Origin of the sequence: Flaviaesturariibacter aridisoli, from assembly GCF_004343705.1 — a bacterium.
In the GTDB taxonomy this organism is placed as follows: domain Bacteria; phylum Bacteroidota; class Bacteroidia; order Chitinophagales; family Chitinophagaceae; genus Flavisolibacter; species Flavisolibacter aridisoli.
The window spans coordinates 226,945-248,100 of sequence record NZ_SKFH01000001.1; the positions used below are offsets into that span (position 1 = coordinate 226,945).

Genomic DNA, 21,156 nt, shown 5'->3' on the forward strand with positions numbered 1-21,156 from the left:
TATGAAAAGAGGCGTACTGGCGGGGCTTGCCCTGCTGCTGGCCGGCGCGGCATCGGCGCAGGATATTAACTTCTCGCAGTTTTACGAGTTGCCCTTGTTGCGCAACCCGGCGCTGGCGGGCACCTTCAAGGGCGACTTCCGCCTGACGAGCGCCTTCCGCCGTCAATGGAACAGCGTGACCACGCCTTATGAAACCGTGGCTCTCGGCTCGGAGCTGCGCCTCGCATCGAAGAACAGCGACAACTATATGACCATCGGCTGCCAGGTTACGCACGACGTCGCCGGCGACTCGCGCCTCAGCCGCACGCAGGCGCTGCCGATGCTGGCCTTTCACAAGTCGCTCAACAGCGCGAAGGATGCCTACCTCACGCTCGGCGTGCTCGGCGGCTTTGTGCAGCAGCGTTTTGATCCGTCGGGGCTCCGCTTTTCTGACCAGTTCGTAGGCGGCTCTTACAGCGCCACCAATCCCACGCGCGAAAGCTTCGCTACGAATAACGTCAACTACGGCGACCTCACGGTGGGCCTTACCTACAGCAGCCTCTTCGGCGACGGCGACGGCCAGGAGGAGGGTACCCGCTACTATATCGGCGCGGCGCTCTTTCACCTCGCCGAACCGCGGGTGGCGTTCAGTGCCGCCAACGACATCCGACTCAACCGGAAGTTCGTGGTCAATGCAGGGCTCTCGGTGCCCATCAGCGAGTCGGAGCGGGTGGTGGTCTATGCCGACTATTTCATGCAGGGGGGCAGCCGGCAGGCGCAAGGCGGATTGCTCTGGCGCAAGGATCTCGGCCAGCAAGAGGAAGAGCTCCCCGTGAGCCTGTACCTCGGCGGCTTTTACCGCGGCAACGACGCCGTAGTGCCGGTGGTGAAGCTCGATTACCACAAGATCGGCTTCGGTCTTACCTACGACATGAACCTGAGCAAATTGAAAAGCGCCTCCAAGGCGCGGGGCGGGATGGAGCTTACCGTTTCCTACCGCGGATTCCTCCGCAACCCGGACCGTAGTTCTACGGATAAAGCCCGCTGCCCGTACTTCTGATCAGCTCCTCCAGTGTTCCACCGGCAGCCCGGAAGTGCCTGATGGAAGCGGCGCCTGCCGACTTCGACAACTTTCCGCCCGCAGCATCGAGGAGCAGGGGGTGGTGCTCGAATGTGCAGGCCGCAAAAGCTTCGTCCCCCAGCACCCGCGCCAGGTAGAGTTGCGCCAGCGTGGAATCCCAGAGGTCTTCACCCCGCACAATGTAATCGACTGCAAAGTGTCCGTCATCCACCAGTGAACAGAGCTGGTAGGCGGGGAAGCCGTCTTTTTTCCGTACCATGAAATCGGTTTGAGTTTCCGGAAGTGGCGCTATGCGGAACCCGCCCCCGGGGAGCCGCACCCGCAGCGGCGCAGCGTTATCCGTGCGGAGGCGCCAGGCCGCCCCGGGCGTGTCAAGAGGCAATCCCTTGTGCCGGCAGGTACCCGTATAAATACCGTCCGGGTGTGCCTGCAGCAGCGCCGCCCGCGAGCAGGTGCAGGCAAAGAGCCGGCCGCTTTCCCGGAGCTGCCGGAGCGCGGCCTCGTACAGGGGCAAGCGGTGCCGCTGCGACCAATGCGCCTCGAAATCAGGAGCATCGGCAGGGCCCTCATCGGGGCGGATCTCCAGGAAGGCGAGGGTGTCGAAGACGTCCTGAACGTATTCGGGGCGCAGGCGGTCGCGGTCCATGTCGTCGATGCGGAGCAGCAGGCGCGCGCCCGCTTCCCGGGCGCGGCGGGCCGTGAGCAGGAACGACAGCGCGTTGCCGCGGTGCAGGTAGCCGCTGGGTGTGGGAGCGATGCGGGTTCGGGTAAAGGTCATCGGCACCACCGAAAATGCGGCATTTCCGGCGATAAAAAAAGCCCTTGTAGAAACAAGGGCCGGTGCGCATATCGTATGCACATGAGATGGCGCGAAGCTACCGTAGGAATAGTCGCGGCAAGGTTAAAAAGGGTTAATGGTTTCCCAATGGGGCAGGTGGCGTTTGCGCGTGACGGCCTGCGGTTGTGGTCTGCCGCAACGGCGCATTAACATAGTCTTAGCAGCCAGGCTGGCCGGTTTCCTGCCGCTCCGTGTATTAACAAAGGATAGCATGTTCTTTGCTCTGAACAGGGTATGAATACCCGTAAGATCCTGATCGTTTCGGCTCACCGGGAAGCCCTGGAAAGATGGCCTTCCTATTACGAGCCGGTCTTTGCTGAAACCGATGAATCGGCCATCGAGGTCGCCCAGCGTCAGCCCTTCGAGGCCATCGTTCTGGACGGTACCGACCCCGAGCTGCACAGCGCCAAGCTGCGCGCCATCCTGCCCATCTTGCAACCCGGGGCAGCGCTCTTTAACTATGAAGGGGCCCCGGAAGCAACCGTGCAGACCGATGTGCAGGAATACTTCCGCCGCCAGCGCAACGCACGCATCCGACGCTTTATCGTGCTCGACAACGCCGGCAGCGACTGGACGGTGCCACCGGAGTTTTCGGAGAACTAGCCGACTTCGCTGAAGCTACGTCGGCCGGAGGCTGATTTCGCTAAAGCTACTTCGACCGACCGGAGGCCCCGGGCGGTGTAAAATTGGAGCAGAGTAAGATTCGATACCATCATGAAGCAGAAAGAGATAGTACCCGTCATACCGACCCGCGACCTGTACCTCGGCACCGCCAAGGCGCCGGTGCACCTCGTGCTGTTCGGCGACTACGAAAGCGCGCCCAGTGGCGCGGCGCATGCCCTGCTGCGCGGGTTGCTGGACGAATATCCCGGCCAGTTGCGTTACAGCTACCGGCATTTCCCGCTGACCCGCCTCCACCAGAAGGCGCACAAAGCCGCCGAAGCGGCGATCGGCGCGGCGCAGGAAGACAAGTTCTGGGAGATGCACGAGCTGCTGTTTGCGCACCGGCTCACCCTCGGCACCATCAGCCTGAAGGGCTATGCCCGGGAGGTAGGCGTGAAGAATAAGCACTTTCTCGACCAGCTGATCAACGGCGACTGGGGCTGGTATGTGCAGGACGACCTGCGCGAAGGCATTCAGAAAGGGGTGCAGTCCATCCCGGCGCTCCTGGTCAACGGGCAACTGCTGGGCCGCGAGCTGACCGCGCGCAACGTGCGGGCGGCTATTGACGAAGCACTCGCCGCGAAAGGAGCCGCGGTAAAGAAAAAGCGGGCCTAGGGATCGATAAAAAGACTGTAACGGCGGCCGTAGAAATACGGCCGCTTTTTTATGCGCCGTTCTCGTTGGCCTCGATGGCGTCGCGAAGATGTGGTTCGGCCTGGAACACGTAGGCGGGCAGCTGCATCGGCACGATGGCCCAGCTGCCGCTATCGTCGGGCCGCATCCGGAATACGGTATGCTGGTGCCAGTCGTTGAAATGAATGTGGTAACTAAGGGGTAACTCCGGGTGGTAGATCCGTTTTACCTGGTAGGTCACCTGCTCGATGGTAATGGTAAATTCCTGCTTCATGCGGTTCGCGACAAAACTAGCCCATTGAATTGGTTCCGGGTACCGTATTAATACGCCGTATTTTCTCGATGAGCTTCTGCGAAAAATCCCCATTTCAACCTTCCAAATCAGTCAGCGGGGCATCGGTGGGGGTGTCGTCGAGGCGCAGGGTCACGGGGCCGCGGTCGGGGTAGGCGGTGCAGGTAAGGGTGAGGCCGCGGGCGAGGTCGGCCGCGGTGAGCACTTCATTGCGGGCCATCCAGGTGCGGCCTTTGAGGCAGGTGGCCACGCAGGAGGCGCAGCGCCCGGCGGCGCAACTATAAGGCAGTTCCAGCCCCAGGTGCTGGGCGCCGCGGAGGATGCTGTCGGGCCAGCGTACGGTAAAGCGCCACCCGCGCCCCTGCCAGTACAGCCGCACTTCCTGCGGCGCCGTATCGGGCGGTGCCAGCGGGGGCAGGGGCGCCGGCGACGGAATGAAGTCCTCACGCCGGATCCGCGCGGCCGGGATGCCCGCTTCGCGCAGTACGAAGGTGCAGAAGCGCATATAGCTTTCGGGGCCACAGCAATAAAACCAGGTGCGCTCCGGGCCGGCGCCTTCCAGGCGCAGGAGGCCGAGGAGGGCGTCGCGGTTGAGCCGCGCGCGCCGCAGTTGCGGGTCGGTGCTGTACAGCGGGTGCAGGTGAAAGCGGCCAGCGAACTGTTTCGCCAGTGCCGCGAGCTCGTTGCGCAGGATCGCCGTTGCAGGGTCGTGGCTGCTGTATACGAGCACGGCGCTCCACTGCGGGTGCCGGTGCAGGACGGCGCGGAGCAGGGCCCAGATGGGGGTGATGCCGCTGCCTGCGGCGAGGAAGAACAGTTGTTGCGGCCCGCCTCCGGGCGGCAGGCGAAACAGCCCCGCGGCGCCGGTGCAGCGCAGCACGGTGCCCGGCGGGGCATGGTCGAAAAGGAAGCGTGAGAAAAGGCCGTTGTCGATGCGGCGCACACCGATGGCCGGTGCCGCATCGAGGCCGGGTACGCTGAGCAGGGAGTAGGAGCGGCGCAGCTCCTGCCCGCCGATGGTATGCACGAAGGTGAGGAACTGGCCCGCCTCGTAGCGCAGTCCGGGCTGCGGCGCAAAGGTGATGCGGCGGAAGCCGGGCACGAGCTCCTCGCTGCGGACAATGGTCAGGGGAAAGGTCGGAGGGGCGGACATGCCCTAAATGTACGCCGCGGCCTCAGCGCCGGAGCAGCAGCGCCACGGCGATCGTAAAGGTGATGATAAGAACAATGGTCAGCAGCAGGTACAGCGTCCTGCGGCGCTCCTGGCGTCGGGTGGTCATAGCGGTAAGCCGGTTAAGGCCTGCTGAAGATACGACGGAAAACCGCGCTCCGGGCCGAACGGTGTATCTTCGGTAGACGCTTATGAGAACTAGCTGCCTCTTCCTGCTCCTCCTGCTCTGCCTCGCTTCCGGCGCCCAGCGCGTTACAACCGGCCCGGCGCCCGCCTGGGTCACCCGCCACGAACTGAACTACCGCGCCAGCGGTCTTGAAGACGGCGCCGGCGACGGTTACATCGACCTCGATTTCGAAAAGCAGGTATCGCTGTCGGAACAGACCGTATTTATACGGACCGCGAAGCGCGTGCTCTCCGAGGCGGGCGTGCAAAACGCCTCCGAAGTGTCGGTAGATTACGACCCGGGCTACGAGCAGCTGGTGCTGCATACCGTGCAGCTGCGGCGCGGCGACCGCATCATTGACAAACTGCAGCCGGCGCGCTTCGAGTTGATGCGCCAGGAGCGCGAGCGTGATGAACACCTCTACAACGGCTCTCTCACGGCCCTGCTACTGCTCGACGACGTGCGCCAGGGCGACGTCATCGAATACAGCTACAGCATCCGCGGCTTCAATCCTGTGTTTGGCGGTCGCTATGCCGAACAATTCGACACCCGCTTCAGCGTGCCCATATACCACGTGTATTACAAGCTGCTCGCGCCGGCCGGCCGTCACCTGGTGCTGCGCAACCGGGGTGAAGGCCCGGCGGCGGTGCCCGTGCGCAGCGGTGCCGAGCGCGGCTGGGAGTGGACGCTCCGAAACACGAAGGCACTTCCGGTGGAAGACCGTCTGCCCGGCTGGTATGATCCCTTCCCGGTACTGGAGGTAAGCGAGTGGGCGAGCTGGAAAGACGTGATCGACTGGGCCTGTACCTTGTTTCCCCCCGTTCAGAACAAGGAAGTGGAGCAGCTTGCCACCCGCCTGAAGGCGCGCTATGCCACCGATGCGGAGCGCACCGTGGCGGCCCTGCGCTTCGTGGAGGAAGAAGTGCGTTACCTCGGCATCGAGATGGGTGCCGGAAGTCATCGTCCCACCGCGCCCGGCCGCGTGCTGGCGCAGCGTTTCGGCGACTGCAAGGATAAATCCTACCTGCTCTGCACACTGCTGCACGCGATGGGCATCGAGGCCTGGCCCGTGCTTACCAATACCGAAGACCGCCGCGCGGTGAAGGGTTGGCTGCCCACGCCTTCGGCCTTCGACCATTGCACCGTGCAGGCGCGCGTGGCCGGAAAGATCTACTGGTTTGATCCTACCAGTACCGGGCAACGCGGCAGCCTGGACGCCATCACCTACCCCAACTACGAAGTGGGCCTCGTGGTACGCCCCGGCGACAGCGGCTTCAGCGACGTGGCGTTGCAGGACAAGGGCCGCATCGAGGTGACCGAGAAGTTTACCATGAAGGATTTCAGCGGCGCCGGCCGCTTGCAGGTAACCACCGTGTTCACCGGCTCCTGGGCCGACGGCAACCGCGATGCCTTTCGCAGCTCCAGGCGGGCCGACAAGCTCAAGGAATACCAGGACTATTACGCTGCTTACTTCGACAAGGTGACCGCCGACAGCATCCGCTACGTGGACGACGAGGCTGCCAACCGTTTTACCGTGCAGGAATATTACAGCATCCGCGACCTCTGGCAGGAGCGGGCACGGGGCGGACGCCGGCTGTCGGTATATCCCTTCGTGATCAACGCCTACCTGCACAAGCCCAGCGACGCGCGGCGCACGATGCCCTTCGCCCTGGAGTACCCGCTCGATATCCGCGAGCGCGTGGAGCTCGAGCTACCCGAAGACTGGGACCTGGAGGCCTTCGACGAAGTGTACTCCGGACCGGGCTTCCGCATGACCTCCGCCGGCAGAAGCAACGGCCCCCACGTGGTGCTCAACTACAGCTACGCAACCAGCGCCGACCATGTGCGGCCCGAAGACATCGACGCGTACCTGGCCGCTTACCGCCGCGCCGACGACAACGTGGCCTACAACCTCACGTATACCGGCGACGGCACCCTGCGTGCGCAGGAGCGGCCGCGGCCCGCAGCAGCTTATGTGCCGTTTACGCTGCGCGACCTGTACCCGCTGCTCTATGTGCTGCTGGGACTCGCTGTGTTTGTTACGTGGATGCTCCGCCGCCGGGCGCGACATTAGCAGAATCTTCACAGGCCGGCTCACTATTTTCGGAGCTCCGCGCGTTAAAGCGTAAAGACCGCCGTTCGCATGAAAAAGCTTCTGTCCCTCCTCCTCGCCATTGCCGCGCTACCCGCGGGCGCCCAGATCCGCAGTACGGGCTCGGCCATTCCGCCCGCTGAGGCGCAGGCGGCCCTCGACTTTCACAACGGGATCCGCGCCGAGGTGGGCACTGCGCCCCTGCGCTGGTCGCAAAGCCTGTCGGCGTATGCCCAGGCCTGGGCGCAGGAGCAGGCCGACAGGGGCTGCAACATGCAACACCGCCCCGCCGGTGGCGCCTGGGCGCAGCAATACGGCGAAAATCTCTTCTGGGGCAACGGCCGCTACTTCGACGCCACCGATGCGGCGAAGGCCTGGTATGGAGAAAAGAAAGACTTCGTCTACGGTCCCGTAACGGCCACCAACTTCAGCAAGGTGGGTCACTATACCCAGATGATCTGGAGCGCGAGCACCGAGCTGGGCATGGGCGCCGCCCGCTGCCGCAACGGCGCCTGGATCATCGTGGCCAACTACAGCCCGCGGGGCAACTTCCTGGATGTGAAGCCCTATTGACGTCATGCGTGAGGCGTGAGCCGTGCGGCCGCATTGGGCGGTAAAGAACGGATGCCAACGGCATCCGTTCTTTTTTTTGGCAGGCGTCAGCGCTCACGCCTCACGATTCACGTTCCGTATCTTCCGCTTCCAAAACAAACGGTATGGGTAAAGGAAGACTGGAAGCCTTCAGCGACGGGGTGCTGGCCATTATCATCACTATCATGGTGCTGGAGCTGCGGCCGCCGCACGGTTCGTCGTTTGCCGACCTGCGGCCCCTGCTGCCCGTCTTCCTGGGCTACCTGCTTAGCTTTATCTACGTGGGCATTTACTGGAACAACCACCACCACCTGCTGCAAGCGGCGAACCATACCAACGGGCGCGTGCTTTGGGCCAACCTGCACCTGCTGTTCTGGCTGTCGCTGGTACCTTTTACCACGGCCTGGATGGGCGAGCACCCCGGCGCGCGGGGACCGGTGATCGTTTACGGCGTGGTGCTGCTTGGCGCCGGCGCGGCTTATAACCTGCTGTCGCACACGCTGGTGCATGCCGCCGGCCGCGCGTCGACGCTGGCCCGGGCCATCGGCCGCGACGGCAAAGGGGTCCTGTCGCTGGTGCTATACATGGCGGCCGTGGGTGCCGCCTTCCTGAATACCTGGATCAGCATTTCCATCTATGCCGCTGTGGCCGCCATCTGGGTGGTGCCCGACGCGCGGATCGAGCGCAAGCTGGCGGGCGACGAAGAGGCGCACCCGCGGGCCTAACGGCCACCGCGGAACTGCGGGTCCTCACCTGTCGGGCAGCGTTGCCGCACCCGGAGGGCACCCCGGTCGAAGCTAAGGGGGTGGGAGGGGGTACCCCTGAGGGTCGCCCCGCCAACCTCCAGGGCTGCGCGTTCGGAGCCCGGGACTGCAGCAGCGGAGCCCGGGGCAAGGCGCGCGCGGCCCGGAACTGCGTTTCCGCTGCCGTAGGGGTTGGGAAAGGTACCCCCGGGCTCCGGCAGCGGACCTTAACGCTTCGATTTTCGCTGTAACACGCTCGGAACCAGGAATGTGCTCTTACCGGGCAGTAGCCCGGACGGATGCTACGGCAAGCAGTAGCCGCCGTCCTCCGTATTTCTACGGGTGGGGTTATCCCAGCCCAACCGGCGTTTTCCACAGTTCGTCGCGCTTTGCCGCCTGCTCATCGGGGAAAAATGGTACTTTGCAGACCCGTTTCCCCTGAAACACCAACTGCTTTTTTCGAACCACCACCAATTAACTGCTTATGAGACGCGCGCTCTTATTGATCGTCGTATTGTTTTTCGTAGTGACCACTTTCGGCCAGTCCCGGCGTACGGGCGGGCGGGGAAGAAATGCGCGAAGTATTCAAGCCAATACTATTTCGCCGGCCAGCCCGCAATATTGCGAGGGGGGAAGTGTGGTGCTGACCGGCACCGCTGCGCCGGCTGGTTATAGCTACCAATGGAAGCGTAACACTGTTAATCTGGGGCTAAATGCCAATTCGCTGACGGCGACCCAGCCCGGCTCTTATACCCTTGCCGCATTTACAGCAACAGATACCATCCGTTACGATACCGTCACAGTTGTGGAAAATCCGAAGCCGACTTCGAATTTCACGTTTACGCCCAATAACGAATGTAGTTCTACTCCTGTAGTATTTTCCAACGCCTCCGTTTTGGCTAATGCGTATTCTTGGAACTTCGGTGACCCGAATTCCACATCTGCGAATACTTCTACTTTGGCTTCGCCATCGCATGTATTCGTCGGCGGATATGGAAATACGACGCAATCCTTTTCTGTACAATTAATTGTAACAAGTGCGGCTGCATGTAAGGATACAGTGACAAAGACGGTGACTACAAAGCAGTTGCCGGATCCTTCAATTGCGGATTACACTAGCTCACGTCCCTTTACCAACTGTTCAAGTGGTGGTAGCGCTACAACTTTCAACTTAATTGTTGACAATATTTCATCGACAGTTGGCACCAATACAAATTATCATATTGACTGGGGAGATAACTCAACTCCTTTCAATTCAACCTCGTTACCCAATACCGGTACGTCACATAACTATGTTACGCAGGGATATTTTAACCTTGTGGTTACCGTTACCGGACAAAATGGTTGCACAGCGTCGAAGACTTACTCAGTTTATAATGGATCAAATCCACAAGTTCCATTTAGTAACCCAGGCTCTTCCATTGGGCAATGTGTTCCATTTACGTTTTCGCTTCCAGCATTGGCAACTAACAACCCGCCAGGGACAATTTACATTGTTACAAAGAATGACGGTACGCCTAACGACACCTTACCCAGTCCACTTCCGGCTAACTATTTATATAGACATAGCTTTGAGAACTCCTCATGTGGAGCAACTGGAGGGATAACGCCCAATACGTTTAAAATAGTAATCCGTGCTCAAAATGCGTGTGGTTTTTCGAACCTTACCATTGAGCCCATTACAACGAACATAAAGCCGAAGGCAAAATTCACGATTTCACCTGATACAATAGTCTGTGTAAATTCTACAGTAACCTTTACAAATGCTTCCACTGACGGAATCGAAGTGGATAACGACGGGATTTGTACATATACGACAAAAAGGAAGTGGTTGGTGGCTCCTGGGTCAGTTGGTAATAACTGGAATATCGTGACCGGGCAATTAGGAGATGCAACCCAAACAAATAATCCTGCAACTTGGGGGTCCAACTCATTAGGACTGTCATTTATAGTCCCTGGACAATATACCGTTTCGTTGATTGTTTCTAATGGGTGTGGAAATGATACCATTTCGAAAGTTATATGCGTTCAAAGTCTGCCGACGTCTTCCTTCACGCCCAATGCTACAACACTTTGTGCACCTGGAAATGTTTCCTTTTCCAACACGTCTGCAGGGCTGAATCAATGTGGAGCCTATTCATTATCCTGGACCATATCAAAGGCTAGTGGAAGTTGTGTTCAGGATTCGGTTGGCAACTATACTTTCGTAAATGGTACAACTTCCACCTCGCTGAATCCGGTTATTCGATTTGTAAACGAAGGGGTATATACTGTTCAACTTAGCATTACAAATAAGTGCGGCACATCCGTGTCTTCTGCAACTATCACAATATCCAGAAAACCGTCCCTTTCAATGAATGTGGGATCCAGTGTTTGCGAAGGAGGTACTCTTTCTCCAACGGCAACTATTTTGAATTGTCAGCCCGGGACATTAACGTATGCTTGGGCAATTACAGGCGGCACGCCGGTAAACTCATCTGGTGCCAATCCAGGTTCAATCACTTTCTCTCCGGCCGGGGCAGCAACTGTATCAGTTAGCGTGACTAACGCATGTGGTACTACAAGCGCACAGTCGTCGGTTACTGTTAAGCCGACGCCCGTAGTTACTTTGCCAGCCAACCAAAGATTTTGCCCTGATGTCGCTACCGGGAATCTAAATCTTACCAGCAGTTTATCGGGCACAACGTTTAGCTGGACGAATACGAATAATTCTATCGGACTTCCTGTGAGCGGGACCGTAAGCCCAATCAACTTTACGACAGTCAATAGTACAGCAAATACAATTTCCGGAACTGTGACAGTAACGCCAACTAAAGATGGGTGCGTAGGTGCCCCACAATCTTTTGTTATTAAAGTGGATACAAAGCCCACCGCGCCCACCGTCTCCAGCCCGGTGACCTATTGTCAGAACGCAACCCCCAGCGCGCTCAGCGCGACCGCTACCGCCAGCCATCACCTCATCTGGTACACGGCTTCCAGCGGTGGCACCGGATCTGCCACGGCGCCGACGCCTTTAACCGGTACGGCCACGACAACGTCTTATTGGGTGAGCCAGGTCAACGACACCACGAGTTGTGAGGGACCGCGTGCGCAAATCGATGTGAACGTGAAGCCGACGCCGGCGATCACGGCCACACCGCACAACCCAACATCCTGCGGCGGCAACAGCGGCTCGATCGTTATTAGTGGCTTGGCCAACGGTAGCTACACGGTCAGCTATGTACGCAACGGTAGTGCCGTGAGCCTGCCTGCCCAAAACGCTTCCGGCGGTAGCATCACGATCACGGGGCTGAATGCCGGCACCTACGACCAGATCGAGGTCACGCTCAACAGTTGTCCCTCCAATGTAGTTGGTCCTTTCACCCTTTCGGATCCGTCGGCACCGGCCGCTCCCAATGCCACCGTAAACGGCCCCATCTGTGCCGGTGCCAACCTGCAGCTGAATGCCAATACGGTTGCGAATGCAACCTACAGCTGGAGTGGTCCCAATGGCTTCAACAGCACGCTGCAGAACCCGGGCATTACCGGCGCTACCATTGCCGCCACGGGAACCTATTCAGTAACTGTCTCGGTAGCGGGCTGCGCCTCGCCGGCCGGCACCGTCAATGCAACGGTGAACATAAAACCCGCAACCCCCACCGTTTCGGCCCCCGACGTGTGCAGCGGAAACACGCTCACCCTCACGGCAACGTCGGGCACTCCGGGCGTCACTTATAGCTGGACCGGCCCGGGCGGCTTTACTGCCGGCGGCGATATCGCCACTATTGCCAATGCTCCGACAACGGCCTCGGGCACCTATACGGTAACAACCACCCTCGGAAGTTGCTCGTCAAGTGCCCAGGTAACGCCTGCCGTCAAGCCGACTCCGGTCATCAGCGCCATTGGCAACAACCCCACGTCCTGCGGTGGAAGCAATGGTTCCATTGTCATCAATGGTCTCAGCGCTGGCACGTATTCCATTTCCTACAAGCGGAACGGGACGTCGGTACTCTTAAACAGTGTAGTGATCGGTGGCTCCTCGTACACCATCGCCAATCTTAACGCGGCTACCTATAGCGAGATTAAGGTGACGCTGAATGGCTGTGCTTCCAATGAGACAGGCCCGTTCACCCTTTCCGACCCAAGCGCGCCTGCGGCACCTACGGCTACCGCTCCGGCCGCCATCTGCTCCGGAACGAACCTGCAACTCAATGCGGGAACCGTGGCTAATGCCACTTATTCCTGGAGCGGTCCCAACTCGTTCAGCAGCACCCTGCAAAACCCGCAGGTCAGTGGCGCCAGCACCGCGGCCAGCGGCACCTATTCAGTAACGGTGACCGTTGCCGGGTGCGCCTCACCGGCCGGCACCGTGCAGGTAACCGTCAACCCAACCCCCGTAACCCCAACGGTATCCGCACCGGCGGTATGCAGCGGCAACACGCTGACCCTTACCGCCAGCAGCAGTAATGCTGTGACCTGGAGCTGGACCGGGCCCAACAGCTTTGCCGCAAATACGGCCATTGCCACCGTGCCCAACGCCGCCACCGGCGCTTCGGGCGACTATACCGTTACGGCAACGCTCGGTACTTGTTCGTCCAGCGCCGTCGTAACCGCCACCGTGAAGCCGACCCCGGCCATCAGTGCGGTCCCGCTCGACCCGACGACCTGCACCGGAACCGATGGTTCGATCGTGCTCAGCGGGTTGAGTACCGGTACCTATTCCATCAGCTATGTACGCAACAGCACCCTGGTTGCCCTCGCCAGCGTGAACGTGACGGGAACGACCTATACCATCTCCGGCCTCAACGCCGGCAACTATGATCACATCAAGGTGACGCTGAACGGCTGCCCCTCCAACGAAGTGGGTCCGTTCACGCTTTCCGATCCGAGCGCACCGGCTGCGCCCAACGCCACTACGGGCGGTCCCGTCTGCGCCGGCAACAACCTGCAGCTCAATGCTTCGACCGTTGCGAATGCCACTTATACCTGGAGCGGGCCGAACGCTTTCAGCAACACGGCACAGAACCCGCTGATCACCGGCGCGACTACTGCCGCAACGGGCACTTACTCGGTGACGGTAACTGTTGCCGGTTGTGTATCGGCACCCGCCACTGTTGATGCCGTCGTGAACCCCACGCCCGCCCAACCCACGATCACGACCAATGCGCCGGTATGCAGCGGCAATACGCTTACCCTCAGCGCTGCTACGACCACGTCCGGTACTATGGCTTGGAGCTGGACCGGCCCTAATAGCTACAGCAGCGGCACGCAGAACCTGAACTTCAATAATGCAACAGTTGCCAACTCCGGTACTTATACCGTTACCGCGACGCTGGGCTCCTGTCCGTCGGCGCCGCGCTCGCTCGATGTGACGGTGAAGCCAACCCCGGTGATCAGCGCTACGCTCTTTTCGAACCCGACCAATTGCAACAGCAGCACGGGTACCATCACCCTCAAAGGCCTGGCCCCCAATACGACGTACCAGGTTTCTTATACCCGCAATTCGGGAACGCCAAGCGTTGTGCCGCTCACCAGCAGTGCGACCGGTGACGTGGTGATCTCGGGTCTTTCTGCCGGCACCTACGATGCGATAACCGTGAGCCTGGACGGATGCCCCTCGGCACCCGTCGGCCCGTTCCAGCTTGTTGACCCGACCCCGCCGGCTACCCCGGTTGTTACCAACGATGGACCCCTGTGTTCCGGTGGTTCCATTCACCTGACCGCGACTTCGGACGCCGGTGCCACTTACAGTTGGAGCGGCCCCGCTACCTACAGCAACAATAGCCAGAACCCGACGATCAACAACATCGCTATGTCGGCTGCCGGTAACTACTCTGTGACGGCTACGGTCAACGGCTGTACCTCGGCGACGGCTACAACGACCATTGTGGTGAACCAAACCCCCGCGACTCCAACCGTAAGCAGCCCCTCCGTTTGCAGCGGCAACACACTTGCCCTCAGTGCCAGCAGCGCTACTGCTGCTGTAACGTATGCCTGGAGTGGTCCTGCCAGCTTCAGCAGCGCCCTGCAGAACCCGACCATCGACAATGCGACGGCGGCCAATGCCGGTACCTATACCGTGTTGGTCACCCTCGGCACCTGTACGTCTACCGGAACGACGGATGCCGTAGTGAAGCCGACACCTGTCATCAGTGCCACTTCTGCGAACCCCGTAAACTGTAATACCGCCACCGGCAGCATCAGCCTTTCGGGACTGACCGCGCCGGGCACCTACACGGTGACCTACACCGAAAACGCATCGCCCCGGACACTGACGAACCAAACACCGACAGCAGCCGGCTTGCTGGTTATCCAAAACCTCGCCTCCGGTGTGTATGATCATATTAAGGTTTCGGTAAACGGATGTCCTTCGAACGAGCTCGGGCCTTTCAGCCTCGTTGATCCGACACCCCCGGCTGTACCAACAGCTGGTAACAGCGGCCCGGTATGCTCGGGCAATAACCTGACACTAAATGCCAGTTCGGCCACGCCAGGCGTTACCTATAGCTGGACCGGCCCCGGCAGCTATGCCAACAACAGCCAGAACCCGACGATCAATAGTGCGGGACTGAATGACGCCGGGACGTATTCGGTAACGGCTACGCTCAATGGCTGTACTTCGGCCGCCGGCAGCACCACCGTGGTAGTGAACCCGACGCCTGCGACGCCCGTGCTGACGATCCCGGCTACCTGCAGCGGTAGCACGCTGAGCCTCAGCGCCACGAGCACTACAGCCGGCGTCACTTACAGTTGGAGCGGCCCTGCTGGCTTCAGCAGCAACCTGCAGAATACGACCATCGACAATGCCGCAGCCATCCACTCCGGCACCTATACCGCGACGGCAACGCTCGGACCCTGCTCCGCCAACGGCATCGGCACCGCCATCGTGAAGCCCACGCCGGCTATCACGGGCACCTTTACCAACCCGACGGATTGTAATTCGAGCACCGGCACGATCACGCTTTCGGGACTCATCCCCGGAACCTATACCCTGAACTACCGCGCTGCCGGCAACCCTGTGTCGGTGCCCAACCTGACACCGGCCGCCAACGGCACGCTCGTTATCGGCAGCCTGCCCGCGGGCGTATACGATCACATCAGCGTAACGCTCGACGGATGCCCTTCGAATGAAGTAGGTCCCTTCGATCTGAAAGACCCCAACCCTCCGGCAACCCCCGTGGTCACCAACAGTGGTCCCGTGTGCTCGGGTACCGACCTGACCCTCAGCGCAACTACCAGCACCGCCGGAGCGGTTACCTGGAGCTGGACGGGTCCCAACGGCTTCAGCAACAACCAGCAGAACCCGCTCCTCGCCGCGGCTCCCATGGCAGCAGCCGGTACGTACGTGGTTACGGCTACCCTGAATGGCTGTACCTCCGCGGCCGGCAGCAGCACGGTGCAGGTAAACCTGACCCCCCAGGTGCCCACCGTCAGCATCCCGGATGCGTGCAGCGGCAATACGCTTTCGCTCAGCGCCAGCAGCAGCACCCCCGGCGTGACGTACACCTGGACCGGTCCCGCCGGCTTTGCCAGCGCATTGCAGAACCCGACGATCGGTACTGCCACGGCAGCCAACGCCGGTGTTTATACCGTTACCGTCACACTCGGAAGCTGTACATCGAACGCCACGGCAAACGCGGTCGTGAAGCCCACGCCGGCAATCGCGGGCACATTCAGCAATCCGACCAATTGTAATACCTCTACGGGCAGCATTTCCATTAGCGGGCTCAGCGCCGGTACCTACACGGTGGAGTATACGTTCAACGGCGCTCCGCAGGCGCTCAGCAACCAAACGCCCAATGCTTCCGGCACCATCACGATCCCCGCACTTCCGGCAGGCCTTTACCAAGGTATCCGCGTAGTGCTGAATGGCTGTCCGTCGAACGAAGTGGGTCCCTTCGACTTGAAGGATCCCAACCCGCCGGCGGCACCCGTGGTGGGCAGCAACGGTCCGCTTTGCGTGGGCAGCACCCTCGATCTAACCGCAAGCCCGCTCGCTGGGGGCGCCTACAACTGGAGCGGTCCGAACGGTTTTGCCAGCACCTTGCAGAACCCTTCCATCAGCAACAGCACGGTACTGAACAGCGGCACTTATAGTGTAACGGTGACCTTGAATAACTGTGTTTCGCAACCCGCATCGGTTACGGTTGTCGTGAATGCGCTCGCAGCTGCACCGGCCGTTGTATCGCCGGTGGAATACTGTCAGGATGTGGCGGCACCGAGCCTCACTGCAGTCACTTCGCCCGGCGCTACCCTGAATTGGTACAATACGCCCACCGGCGGAAGCGCGCTGCCTTCGGCGCCGGTACCGGTTACCGCCACACCGGGCACGACCTCGTGGTATGTGAGCCAGACGAGTCCGGCAGGATGTGAAGGCGCCCGCGCGGAGATCCAGGTGGTCGTGCGCCCGGATGCCGATGCGCAATTCACCTTTGCAAAGGACACTGCCTGCTGGCCCTTCCTGCTTCCGATCCGGAACACTTCGGCTGCCGTGCAAAACGGCAGCTACAACTGGTATGCAAACGGCATCTCTTTCGCTACTACGACCTCCACTTCCTTCCCGGGATATACGTTGAGCAACCCTTCCGACGAGGTTCTGATAAAGCTGGTGGCCATCAGCGCCTTTGGCTGTAAACCCGATAGCATCGAGCATACGTTTCGCACACTGCCGAAGCCCGACGCGCAATTCACCGCTTCCACCACCACAGGTTGCGGGCCGCTGGCGGTCACGTTCACCAACACAACGCCACTGGTGGATACGTTCCGCTATTCCTGGAATTTCGGCAACGGCCAGGTTTCTTCTTCAGTCCAGCCCGGTACCATCGTTTTTGCGTCCGCACCAACCACCAACGATACGGTATATCATGTGCTGCTGAAGGCCTTCAATGAGTGCGATACAACGTCTTTCGGCGTAGACATCACCGTCTCCTCCAAACCCAAAGCCATCTTTACCCCCGACCACAGCACCGGCTGCTCGCCGATGCGCGTGGTATTCACCAACACATCGCTTGGCATCGGCAACAGCTACGAGTGGATCTGGGACGACGGCACACCGAACACGCTGTCGCCCGACCGCAGCCCGGTGACGCACATTTTCAACACCGCGGTGCAGGACACCTTCCATGTGAAGCTCGTGGCCAGCAACCAGTGCGGTACCGACACGACGTCGTTCGACATCATCGCGGCGCCCAATCCCATCCGCCTCCTGATGGCCGTTAACGGTCCGCAGCAGGCCGGCTGCGCGCCACACGCCGTGCAGTTCGTCAACAACACCGTGGGCGCCACGGGTTTCCAGTGGAACTTCGGCGACGGCAACACGCTGAGCACCACGGGTGCCGGCACGGTCACGCATACCTTCCTCACCTCCGGTACCTACAACGTGCAGCTCACCGCCTTCAACGGGTGTACGGATACGACGATGACCCTTGCGATCAACGTGTTCCCGAAACCGACGGCCAGCTTCACCGCCGACCGCTTCTCGGCTTGTCTCGGCGACTCGATCCACTTTACCAACAACAGCAGTGGCGCCACTTCGTACCTCTGGCAGTTCGGCGACGGCAATACGTCTACGCTCACGGCACCCGCGCATGCGTACACGGCCCCGAACACCTACAACGTGAAGCTGATCGCCTACCGCCTCAATGCGCCGGGGAATGTGTGCTCCGATTCCATCACGGTGCCGGTGCTGGTGGTGGCTTCGCTGCCGGGCGGCATCACGCTCAGCGACTCGGTGTCGAGCTGCGTGCCGTTTACCGTAACCTTTACCAATCCCAACCTGCCGGCGGCCGTTACTACCTGGAACTTCGGCGACGGCAACAGCGGCACGGGCAGCCCGGTCAACCACACCTACACACAAGCGGGCACCTACCTGGCCACGCTCACGAGCATCGCTCCGGGTGGCTGTACCTACCTCGCCGAACGCCGTGTGCGCATCAACGCACCGGCGGGCACATTCAGCTACCCGTCGGGTTACATATGCGGCGGCCGCTCCGTGCGCTTCGATGCTATCGTGTCGGGCACCGATACGCTCCTCTGGAACTTCGGCGACGGCCACACGCAGGCTACGCTGCAGCCCTTCGCCTTCTACACCTATCCGAACCCGGGCCTCTATGTGCCGTCGGTGACGCTGGCCTCCAGAGCCGGTTGCCACCTGCTGCTGCCGGGTATTGATACTATTAAAGTAGACCGCATCGTAGCCGGCTATACCGCCACACAAAACCGCATCTGCGGGTCGACCGATGTAACGTTCCGCGACACTTCGAACGTGTTCTTCGGCATCGACCGCATTGTGTGGGATCTCGGCGACGGCACGGGTGCTACGGGTGCCCTGGTGCAGCATCGCTATAGCAGCAGCGGCGCGTACAATATCCGCCAGATCGTGTTTTCCAACAGCGGCTGCTCCGATACGGTGCTGCGGGTGCTGAACGTAACGGTACACAGTATTCCTACGGCTTCGATCACAGCGCCGCCGCTGGCCTGCGCCAATACGACCACGAACCTGCTCGCCAACGTGCAGTCGGTTGACCCGGTCTCGATTTACGAATGGTCCGTCAACGGGGTGGTGCAGTCTTCGGCCAACCTGTTTGCGCCGAACTTCACCTCACCCGGCACGTACCAGATCCGGCTTGTTGTGGGTACGGTCAACGGTTGCTTCGACACGGCTACGCTCAGCCTGACGGTGCGCCCCACGCCGGTGGTCACCGCATCTCCCAGCCAGGACCTTTGCCTCGGAACCTCCACGCAACTGAATGCAACCGGTAACGGCGTGGTGCAATGGAGCTGGGCACCCATACAGGGGCTTAGCTGTACCACCTGCCCCAACCCGCTGGCAACACCCAACGCCACGACACCCTATATCGTCACCGGCACCAACAGCTTCGGCTGCCCGGGCTACGACACGGTGGTCATCACGATTCACGGACCGGTCCACATGACCGTTTCGGACAACGACTCGATCTGCGTCGGTCAGTCGGTGCAGCTGCTGGCGAGCGGCGCGGCCACTTATGTATGGCGCCCCGACCAGTACCTCGACAACGATTCCATTCCGAACCCCGTGGCTACGCCGCCCGTGACCACGTTGTACCAGGTGGTAGGCTATGACGGGTGGAATTGCTATACCGATACGGCTTCGGTGCTGGTTGCCGTGGGTGAATACCCCACCGTGAATCTCGGTCCCGACCTCGTGCTGGCCACCGGCACGCAGCGTCCGCTGCTGAGTATGGTGACCAACGGTCCCATCCGCAACTGGAGCTGGGCGCCCGCGGCCGACCTCAGCTGCAGCAACTGCCCGCTGCCGACGGCTACCGTACGCAACGACGTGACCTACACCGTTCGCGTAACCACCTTCTACGGTTGCAGTGCCACCGACACGCTCGTGATCAAAGCGTTTTGTAAAGACGCGCAGGTGTTCCTGCCCAACGCTTTCAGCCCCGATGGCGACGGTGTCAACGACGTGTTCCTGGTGCAAGGCAGCGGTATCCTGCGGGTGAAGACCTTCCGGATCTTCAACCGCTGGGGCGAGCTCGTATTCGAGAAGAATGAAGTGCCGCCGAACGATCCGCGCTTCGGCTGGGATGGACGCGTGATCGGCCGGCCGCCGGTTCCCGACGTGTATGTGTATACCGTAGAAGTACTGTGCGAGAATGGCATTCCCTATACTTATAAAGGCAACGTAACGATTTTAAAATGAGGTGTATGAAAAAGCTCCTGTTGTGTGTAACCGCCACGCTCGCCCTTGCGGGCGCGAAGGCCCAGGATATCAACTTTTCGCAGTTCTACGAGCTGCCCCTGCTGCGCAATCCGGCGCTGGCCGGCTATTTCCGCGGCGACCTGAAAGCCACGGGCGCCTTCCGCAACCAGTGGGGGAGTGTGACCACGCCTTTTCGAACCATGGCGCTGGGCACCGAGATGCGCTTCGGCCTCGGCGGCTCGGAAAACTACCTGACGCTGGGTACGCAGATCACCAACGACGTGGCGGGCGATTCCAAGCTGAGTCGCACGCAGCTGCTCCCGGCGCTGACCTTTCACAAATCGCTCAACGAAGACCGCGACGCATACCTGTCGGCGGGCTTTATCGGCGGCTTTGTGCAGCAGCGCTACGATGCGGCCGCGCTCACGTTTTCCGACCAGTTTGTGAACGGCGCTTATAGTCCTACCAACCCCACGCGGCAGCGCCTGCCCAGCTCCAACGTGACCTACCTCGACGCGGGTGCCGGCATCGCCTACAGCAGCACGATGGGCTACGACGTGCGCTACTACGCCGGCGCGGCGATCTTTCATTTCAACCAACCGAAGGTGGCCTTCGACGCGGCCAACGACGTACGGCTCAACCAGAAGTTCTTTGTCAACGCCGGACTTTCGGCACCCGTGGCCGACCGCAACCGGGTGGTGCTCTACGGCGACTTCTTTATGCAGGGCGGCCACCACCAGGCGCAGGGCGGCGTGCTCTACCGGCATTTCATGGTGGAGGAAGACGACGACTATGGTGTAAGCTTTTCCTTCGGCGGCTTTTACCGCTGGAACGACGCCGTGGTGCCCGTGGTGAAGCTCGATTACTACAAGCTCTCCTTCGGCCTTACGTATGATGTGAACGTGAGCAAGCTGGTGAAGGCTTCGCAGATGCGCGGCGGCTTCGAGCTGACGATGACCTACAGCTCTTTCCTCAATATCCGCAGCAGCTCGGCGAATAAAGTACGGTGCCCGGTGGCGCTGTAACGGGTTCAAAAGGTTTAGGAGGTTTAAAGGGTTGAGGACGTTTAGAGTGTTAAAAAGAGTTCCGAAGGCGTTGCGCAAGCGACGCCTTCAGCGTCATTGCGCTGCCGCGCAGCTGCTTGCGGACGGGTTTCTGCGGAATCGGAAAAGCTTGTACCTTGAGGAGTTTGCTTCACTTCGTTCGCAATGACGACCTACGGCCATCGCTGGCGTCAGC

11 protein-coding genes are annotated in these 21,156 nt (G+C 60.6%); 8 read left to right on the forward strand and 3 right to left on the reverse strand.

The genetic code is table 11. The annotated features are described in order from the left end of the window. Position 1: 1 nt before the first annotated feature. A complete protein-coding gene (locus tag E0486_RS01025) occupies positions 2–1,039 on the forward strand; it encodes a PorP/SprF family type IX secretion system membrane protein (RefSeq protein ID WP_131850273.1) in 1,038 nt (345 codons plus the stop codon). Here the strand turns inward: E0486_RS01025 and E0486_RS01030 are convergent. Continuing rightward, positions 1,008–1,838: a glutamate--tRNA ligase family protein gene (locus E0486_RS01030; protein WP_131850274.1), complete on the reverse strand. Its 831-nt coding sequence runs from the start codon at positions 1,836–1,838 to the stop codon at positions 1,008–1,010. The two genes, E0486_RS01025 and E0486_RS01030, sit on opposite strands and share 32 nt — an antisense overlap. 294 nt (positions 1,839–2,132) lie before the next feature. Here E0486_RS01030 and E0486_RS01035 point away from each other — a divergent pair, with 294 nt between their 5' ends. Next, positions 2,133–2,501, forward strand: a complete 369-nt coding sequence (locus tag E0486_RS01035) for a response regulator (RefSeq protein ID WP_131850275.1) — start codon at positions 2,133–2,135, stop codon at positions 2,499–2,501. Between the two features lie 111 nt (positions 2,502–2,612). Beyond that, entirely contained in the window at positions 2,613–3,176 is a 564-nt protein-coding gene (locus E0486_RS01040; protein WP_131850276.1) for a DsbA family protein, read from the forward strand. A gap of 49 nt (positions 3,177–3,225) precedes the next feature. Here E0486_RS01040 and E0486_RS01045 read toward each other — a convergent pair whose 3' ends face one another. Together E0486_RS01045 and E0486_RS01050 are read right to left on the reverse strand one after the other, a co-directional pair. After that, on the reverse strand, positions 3,226–3,468 hold the full coding sequence (locus E0486_RS01045; RefSeq protein WP_131850277.1) for a hypothetical protein: 243 nt from the start codon (positions 3,466–3,468) through the stop codon (positions 3,226–3,228). A gap of 94 nt (positions 3,469–3,562) precedes the next feature. Continuing rightward, a complete protein-coding gene (locus E0486_RS01050) occupies positions 3,563–4,639 on the reverse strand; it encodes a ferredoxin--NADP reductase (RefSeq protein WP_131850278.1) in 1,077 nt (358 codons plus the stop codon). Between the two features lie 209 nt (positions 4,640–4,848). Between E0486_RS01050 and E0486_RS01055 the strand changes: the two genes are divergently transcribed. The 5 genes from E0486_RS01055 to E0486_RS01075 all read left to right on the forward strand — a co-directional run bounded on the left by E0486_RS01055 (position 4,849) and on the right by E0486_RS01075 (position 20,942). Then, a complete protein-coding gene (locus E0486_RS01055) occupies positions 4,849–6,897 on the forward strand; it encodes a DUF3857 domain-containing transglutaminase family protein (protein WP_131850279.1) in 2,049 nt (682 codons plus the stop codon). A 69-nt stretch (positions 6,898–6,966) separates the two neighbouring features. Further along, positions 6,967–7,488 (forward strand): CAP domain-containing protein, encoded by a 522-nt coding sequence (locus E0486_RS01060; RefSeq protein ID WP_131850280.1) that lies wholly within the window; start codon positions 6,967–6,969, stop codon positions 7,486–7,488. Positions 7,489–7,631: 143 nt separating this feature from the next. After that, positions 7,632–8,231 carry a TMEM175 family protein gene (locus tag E0486_RS01065; RefSeq protein ID WP_131850281.1) on the forward strand — a complete coding sequence of 200 codons (600 nt, stop codon included), beginning with the start codon at positions 7,632–7,634 and terminating at the stop codon, positions 8,229–8,231. Positions 8,232–11,103: 2,872 nt separating this feature from the next. Further along, positions 11,104–19,917 (forward strand): T9SS type B sorting domain-containing protein, encoded by an 8,814-nt coding sequence (locus E0486_RS01070; protein ID WP_165917141.1) that lies wholly within the window; start codon positions 11,104–11,106, stop codon positions 19,915–19,917. Between the two features lie 5 nt (positions 19,918–19,922). Beyond that, positions 19,923–20,942 carry a PorP/SprF family type IX secretion system membrane protein gene (locus E0486_RS01075; protein WP_165917142.1) on the forward strand — a complete coding sequence of 340 codons (1,020 nt, stop codon included), beginning with the start codon at positions 19,923–19,925 and terminating at the stop codon, positions 20,940–20,942. The last annotated feature ends 214 nt before the right edge of the window (positions 20,943–21,156 follow it).

Coding starts and splice junctions, on each gene's coding strand:
- E0486_RS01025 (WP_131850273.1), top strand. CDS start 2: ATGAAAAGAGGCGTACTGGCGGGGCTTGCCCTGCTGCTGGCCGGCGCG.
- E0486_RS01030 (WP_131850274.1), bottom strand. CDS start 1,838: ATGACCTTTACCCGAACCCGCATCGCTCCCACACCCAGCGGCTACCTG.
- E0486_RS01035 (WP_131850275.1), top strand. CDS start 2,133: ATGAATACCCGTAAGATCCTGATCGTTTCGGCTCACCGGGAAGCCCTG.
- E0486_RS01040 (WP_131850276.1), top strand. CDS start 2,613: ATGAAGCAGAAAGAGATAGTACCCGTCATACCGACCCGCGACCTGTAC.
- E0486_RS01045 (WP_131850277.1), bottom strand. CDS start 3,468: ATGAAGCAGGAATTTACCATTACCATCGAGCAGGTGACCTACCAGGTA.
- E0486_RS01050 (WP_131850278.1), bottom strand. CDS start 4,639: ATGTCCGCCCCTCCGACCTTTCCCCTGACCATTGTCCGCAGCGAGGAG.
- E0486_RS01055 (WP_131850279.1), top strand. CDS start 4,849: ATGAGAACTAGCTGCCTCTTCCTGCTCCTCCTGCTCTGCCTCGCTTCC.
- E0486_RS01060 (WP_131850280.1), top strand. CDS start 6,967: ATGAAAAAGCTTCTGTCCCTCCTCCTCGCCATTGCCGCGCTACCCGCG.
- E0486_RS01065 (WP_131850281.1), top strand. CDS start 7,632: ATGGGTAAAGGAAGACTGGAAGCCTTCAGCGACGGGGTGCTGGCCATT.
- E0486_RS01075 (WP_165917142.1), top strand. CDS start 19,923: ATGAAAAAGCTCCTGTTGTGTGTAACCGCCACGCTCGCCCTTGCGGGC.